Origin of the sequence: Rhizobacter sp. (assembly GCA_021153565.1) — a bacterium.
GTDB lineage: Bacteria > Pseudomonadota > Gammaproteobacteria > Burkholderiales > Burkholderiaceae_C > Albitalea.
This window is the reverse complement of the sequence record JAJKJU010000040.1, coordinates 1-6490: the sequence shown is the minus strand read 5'-3', so window position 1 is coordinate 6490 and position 6490 is coordinate 1. Positions and strand designations below refer to the sequence as shown.

General features: G+C 61.2%; 6 protein-coding genes. All 6 read left to right on the top strand.

Annotated elements, in window-relative coordinates; translation table 11 throughout:
• A partial coding sequence (locus AC30NL_RS03000; protein WP_489462531.1) for a hypothetical protein occupies positions 1-190 on the top strand: 190 nt, incomplete at its 5' end.
• Between the two features lie 580 nt (positions 191-770).
• Positions 771-971, top strand: coding sequence for a hypothetical protein (locus AC30NL_RS02995; RefSeq protein WP_489462530.1), 201 nt, complete (start codon positions 771-773; stop codon positions 969-971).
• 300 nt (positions 972-1271) lie between these two features.
• Positions 1272-2939, top strand: coding sequence for a hypothetical protein (locus AC30NL_RS02990; protein ID WP_489462529.1), 1668 nt, complete (start codon positions 1272-1274; stop codon positions 2937-2939).
• Between the two features lie 742 nt (positions 2940-3681).
• Positions 3682-4233 (top strand): Spy/CpxP family protein refolding chaperone, encoded by a 552-nt coding sequence (locus AC30NL_RS02985; RefSeq protein WP_489462528.1) that lies wholly within the window; start codon positions 3682-3684, stop codon positions 4231-4233.
• A 64-nt stretch (positions 4234-4297) separates the two neighbouring features.
• A complete protein-coding gene (locus AC30NL_RS02980; RefSeq protein WP_489462527.1) occupies positions 4298-5011 on the top strand; it encodes a response regulator in 714 nt (237 codons plus the stop codon).
• A gap of 6 nt (positions 5012-5017) precedes the next feature.
• Positions 5018-6394, top strand: coding sequence for an ATP-binding protein (locus AC30NL_RS02975; RefSeq protein WP_489462526.1), 1377 nt, complete (start codon positions 5018-5020; stop codon positions 6392-6394).
• Positions 6395-6490: the final 96 nt, after the last annotated feature.

Sequence of the window (6490 nt, the reverse complement as noted above, 5' to 3'; positions counted from 1 at the left end):
GCGGTCCCAAGCTGAGCAAGGTGCCGATCTCAACATCGCCCTCAAGAACACCGGGACGTCACCCCCTCAGATCGCCTCGGATATCAACGGACATAACACCCCTGAGCAGTTGAAGGCGATGGTGCCGATGCGCACGAAGCCTCAAGGGAAACCGAACGAGTCCCCATTACCAACTCGGCGGCGGCCTTGACGCGCTTGCTCAAGCGAAACGTCCGGCGCGATCGGTGCCGCTGGGGGGAAGGTGCCAAGTCCCTAGATCGCTCCCTGCTCGGTTACCAGGGGATTCCGGTAGGGGGCCTCTCCAGATTTGGAGGCACCCCGTCCAGACGGTCAACGACGGGGCCATCGAGCGACTCGCCGAAGCGATGCGGGGGCACAAAACTTACCCCCATAGCCGGAGGCGCATGGGCCGACTGGACGAGGCGCTACCGACATATCCCACTCGTCGGCGACGCTGACAGACCGTTCCGAGAATTCCCGGAACGTGCAGTTCGCCGATGGGTTTGCTTGTTCCGCAATCCCACTCGCCTGCCGCCAGAAGCGCGCCCTCGGAAGCAACTACCGGGATTCCGGTAGAAAGGCCCCTCTGGGTGTCTGTCGGTTGGTGCCGATGCGGAAATTTCCGCACCCTCTGCCCTTCCCCGGGAAGCGTAGCCCTGCATGCCGCTGACGGTCTGCTCGGCCCACATCCGCATCATCGATGATGACGAAAAGGGTACGCACAATCTGCGTACCCTTGGGGTCGGCACATGACCAAGGGGGAGCGCGCGATGGCGATCGCGATGATCTACCCGGAGGCAGCAAAGCTGAAACTGTTGGGCTCTGGTTCTTTGGTTTCCAAAGAACTGACCGGCGTGTATCTCAGCCAAGCACGCACAGTGCTGCACTGGGCGCCCGAGCTGGCCGATCCCGTGCTGGCCGGCGCGGACCCACTCGACCGCGCATATGAAGCCATCCCGAAATCAGGATAGTCCGAAGCACAGCCCAATATTGGTCCGGGTGATGTTTTTCGATCAGCGGACGCCGGGTCGACCGTCTCACACTCTTGCCTCGAACGAACTCAACCCTCCCGGTCGCGCCGTTCTTCTGGAGAATGGTGGGGGAGGGACTTTCCTTCATCATCGTGCGCTACAGGTAAAGTGCCCGCCGACTCTGTCAATCCGCGGCCCGATGTCCAACCCAAACATTGAACGAGCCACCCGACCATGGCTCGGGTAAGGACGCAGCTGACATTGGGCTGCTGGGCAGGGCGCTACAAACAAGGAGGCTTCTTGAGTATCGCCACGACGAAGAAGGTGCTGAGGGATTTTCTTAGCAGTGACCGCAATGACGTGCTGGCCCTACACGGCGCCTGGGGCGTCGGCAAAACGCACGTTTGGCGTGAGGCGCTGGTCGCAAATAAGGTCGCTATCAAGCGACCCAACTACTGCTATGTTTCACTGTTCGGCATCCGCAACTTAGCCGAGCTGCGGACTTCCATCTTTTTGAAGAGTCAACCAGTCAAATCACTTGGCATTGACCCTAAAGATGAGAGCGTAGCAAAAAAATGGAAACGAATATTTTCAGCGTCCAGCATGAAGTGGCTCTATGAACGGTTCGGCTCTGTCGTGAACGTTCTGCCGTTCGCCAAGAATCTAACCGCAAGCGTCGAGACGATAGCCCCGCACTTTGTCCGCAACATGTTGATCTGCCTAGACGACTTCGAGCGCAGCCCCCTAAAGCCTGACGAAGTGCTAGGTTTAGTCTCGGAGCTGAAGGAGGAAAAAGCGTGCAAGGTGGCGCTGGTTTTCAATTTCGACAAGCTTGGAGATCGTGAGAGTTATAGGAGCTATAAGGAAAAGGTGATCGATCTCGAGATCCTTTACGCACCTACTGTCGATGAGGCGGTTCTCCATGCAATTCCAACTGACTTGCCAGAGCGCGCCCAGATCATCGAGTACATCCGCGAACTGCAAATCACAAATATCCGCATCCTGCGCAAGATTTTCGACGCTGTCACCTTGGTCCTCGACGCGACTTGCGGGATGCACGCTGAAGTACGTCGTGAAGCGGTTGCGTCGACCGTCTTATTCTGCTGGTGCGCATACGGTACCGATGCATCCAAGCCCGATGTGGCTGACATTGCCCATTGGAACAGGAGGCTGCTCGTGCCGAGGCTGAAAAAAGGTGAAGTCCTCCCAGAGCCGGAGGCTGAACAAGCCGCGCTGCTGTGTCGCTATGGATTTGGACACGTCGAGGACTTCCATCTGGCCATCGCACGGGTCGTGGATCGAGGCTTTCTCGAGGAAACCGGATTCGTGGAAGAGGCGAGAAAGCGCGACGCATCACTGCATGGCTTAGACAAATCCGAAGCATTCAGGCAGGTTTGGCGTCGATTCCACGGGACATTTACCGACGACCGTGACAGTTTCATCGAGCAGATGCACGCCACGGCCAAAGACTCCGCCGAACACATTGGTAGTGGCGACCTAAACAGCACAGTGTCGATCCTCCGGCAGCTCTCCAGAGACGATTTGGCCGATGATCTCATCGCGCACTACATCGACGCACACAAAGATAAGCCAAGGACATTCGATTTGGCAGAGCATCCGTTTGGTGGATCGATAGACGATCCCTCCTTGCGTGAGCAGTTCGAGAAGGCGTACGCGATGCTAGCCAAGACGCCATCCCTGTCTGAGGCAATTCATTTCATGGTGAAAGGGGGCAGCTGGAACGCGGAGCACGTCGCAGCTCTGCGGCGAGCCAGCGTGGACGATTTTCAGGCGCTTTTCTTGGGGCCGCACGACTACGATGTGCACTCGAACTTAGTCAAGCGCTGCATTTCTTGGGGCGGCGACCTGGAAGATGCAGGGGTCCGCAAAAATGCGCGGGAAGCGCTCGAACGCATTAAGGCTAGCAGCGACCTCAACGCCTTGCGCGTCAAACAGTTTGGCGTCTAACGGAGAAAATTCGGTCGGGTGCTCACCCGATTGGCCAGCATCGCATCGCTGGTGCAAGAAGTCCGGACTCGCATCGATCAAGCCCCAAATGCTTTGTACAGAGTTCCTTCGCTTGCCGTGGCATGCCGTCAGCTCCATCTCAAAAAGACCAAAACCAGGATTCGAACTCTGGATTTTTTGGGGGGTGAGATGGGGGGCAGACAGCAACCGCGCTTAGGAAAAACGGGAATCGAACCATGAAAGATCGGGAATCAAAACTCCGTCGCGATATACCCCCCATCGGGCCCCCCAAATAAAGATGCATTTTGATGCTACGACGTGTCGAGCCTTAATCCCTTAATCCGATGGATTTTGCAGATTGACTAGGATTCATGCGGGATACAGCCCGGTTCTGTACGATCACGACGTGTCAGGAAAGAGCGCCTGGGGCGGACTCCTTCACCGCCAGACAGAAAAAGCCGCCTTCGAGCGGCCTTTTTTTCGTGTCGCGCCTCCGGAATGAGCCACTCCCGAATCTTGAGCACTGATGCTGGCGCGGCTTAGGCGTGCTGGGCTTCGTGCCGCGTCCTCGCAGAGCCTGACTTTCGGCCCTGCCGCCGAGTGCAAAGTGCCCGCGTCCTTCGGGCTCTTTGCGTTTTCGACTTGGTCGATTCACCGATCTTTACCCTTGCGCAACCGCGTCTTCACCCCGTCCCTCCATCCTTACTGCCATGGGATACACCCATTCAACACGGAGTACGACATGACTGAGATGGCAACGGTGAAATCGACGAAGGCGGGTGCCCGCGGTCTCAGGCGGCTGGCGGCGGGCGTGGTCGTCGCGATCACGGCGACGGTCGCGGTGTCGGCGTGGGCCCAGCCCGTCCCTGGCGGTCACCATCATGGCGGAGGATTCGGTGGCCCCGGCCTCTTCATGGGGTCCCCCGAGCATGCCGGCCGTGCAGTTGACCACATGCTCGACGGCCTCAACGCCACGGACGCACAACGCACGCAGATCAAGCAGATCGTTCAGCAGGCGGCAACCGATCTCAAGGCCCAGCGCGACACCGGTCGCGGGCTGCACGAGAAGAGCCTGCAGATCTTCACGGCTGCGACCGTCGACGCCGCAGCGGCCGAATCGGTGCGCCAGCAGATGCTCGCCCAGCACGACGCCACCAGCCGGCGCGTGCTGCAGGCCATGCTTGACATCAGCCGCGTGCTGACGCCCGAGCAGCGCGCCAAGATCGCAGATCACATGAAACAGCGCCAGCAACGCATGCAAGAGCGCATGCAGCGCGCGCAACCGAAGCAGTGATCGATTTGCTTGAATGGCACGCCCCGCTTCTGCGGGGCGCTCGTTTTGAGGTCCAATCGTGAACATGACCACGCGCCTTTTGCTGATCGACGACGATGCCCGGCTGTCCGCCATGGTGGGCGACTATCTTCGAAGCGGCGGCTACGAGATCGATTCGGTCGGCTCGCTCGCCGGGGGCCGCGAGCGGCTGGCGGCCGGTACCTTTGACGCACTCGTGCTGGACCTGATGCTGCCCGATGGGGACGGCCTCGATCTTTGCCGCGAACTGCGCGCCAACCCGCGCACGCGCTCCTTGCCGCTCTTGATGCTCACTGCCCGAGGTGAGCCAATGGACCGAATCGTCGGACTCGAAATGGGAGCCGACGACTACCTGCCCAAGCCCTTCGAGCCGCGCGAACTCCTCGCCAGGGTGAAGGCGCTGCTGCGTCGCGCTTCGCCCATGCCCAGCGAAGAAGAGGTGTTGCGCTTTGGCCGACTCGAAATCGACCTGGGCGAGCGCGTGGCGCGTCTTGACGGCCAGCCATGCGATCTCACGAGCCACCAGTTCGACCTGCTGGTGGTGCTGGCGCAAAGCCCAGGCCGCGTGCTGTCGCGGGACCAGATCATGGATGCGCTCAAGGGCCATCCGCTCGAAGCCTTCGACCGCTCCATCGACGTGCACATCTCGCGCATTCGCGCTGTGATCGAAGACGACGCCAAAATGCCGCGGCGCGTGCTCACCGTGCGCGGAGCCGGCTACGTCTTCGCGAAGAAGCAGGACGCCGACGACGCGCGGTAGCCGGGCTTGAGAACGCTCACCCTTCGCATCTACCTCACCGTCGTGGCGGTGCTGGCGCTGTTCGCATTCGCATCGGGCTGGGTCTTCCAGCGCCACATCGAACAAGAGCGCACGCGGGCCAACTCGGTGTTGTCCGACCGGATGGCGGCATGGGGCGAACTCATCCAGCGTTCGCTGCCGAGCGCCGACGCGCCACCCAGTGACCAGGCTGCGGCGCTCAACGACTGGTCGCAGCGATTGCGGTTGCCGCTCGCGCTCGACAGCCCAGGCGGCGAGCGCGTCGGCGCGTCTGAGTCCTTTCTGCGTCGACAGGCCGATGGCGCGGGGCGCGGATTTCCCATCAAGCTCGAAGACGGCCGCACGCTTTGGCTGATGCGCCCCGGGCTGCGACCCGGCGGCATGTCCCGGCTTGATTCGAACGGACATCCGCCCGGCGGTGCCCGGACGGGCGGCGCGCTGGGCCCCGGCGATTCTGGATTTCTCAACATTCCCTGGTTGCCGCCTCAGTTGCAGCACGGTGCGGGGCTTGTCGCTGTTCTGCTGGTGCTTTTCATTGCAGTCGCCATTGGTGCGTATCCGGCGGTGCGCGCGCTGACCCGCCGGCTGAAGGCGCTCAAGCAAGGCATGGAGATCTTCGGCGCGGGCAACCTCAGCCACCGTGTCGAAGTGGTCGGACGTGACGAGGTCGCGGCGGTGGCGGCCAGCTTCAACGACGCTGCCGGACGCATCGAGGCGCTGGTTCGCTCGCATCAGTCGTTGCTGGCCAACGCGAGCCACGAACTTCGTTCACCGCTCGCGCGCATGAAGATGGCCGTCTCGATGATCAACGACGCGAGCCCAGGCCAGCGTGACCGATTGAAGGAGGAGATCGACACCAACGTCGCCGAACTCGACGCGCTGGTCGAAGAAGTCCTGCTCGCGAGCCGGCTCGATGCTTTGCGCGATCTCGAACAACGCGACCGCATCGACGTTCTAGGTGTGGCCGCAGAAGAAGCGGCGCGTGTGGACGCGAGTGTCGAGGCATCGCCCGACAGCGAACCGCTGAGCTTTGTCGGCGATGAAAGGCTCATTCGACGCGCCTTGCGCAACTTGCTTGAGAACGCCAGGCGCTACGGCGGAGACGAGGTGAGTGTGCTCGCGCGTCGCCTCGACAGCACGATCGAGCTTCGTGTGTGCGACCGCGGTCCGGGTGTGCCGGGCGAACTGCGCGATCGAATCTTCGAGCCCTTTTATCGCCTGCCCGGTCATGCAGAAAGATCGGGTGGGGTGGGCCTTGGGCTGAGCCTTGTCAGTCAGATCGCGCAACGCCATGGCGGCAGCGTGCGCTGCGAAGCGCGCGATGGCGGCGGAAGCTGCTTCGTCCTCGCCTTGCCCGTGCACTGAGAGGCTGAGAGTATTTCGAACGTGTCCGAGCAGCACGTCAAAAGGCGCCTGATCTAGGCGCAAAGCGCAGCCATAGCTTGGCTATGGCGAGCATTT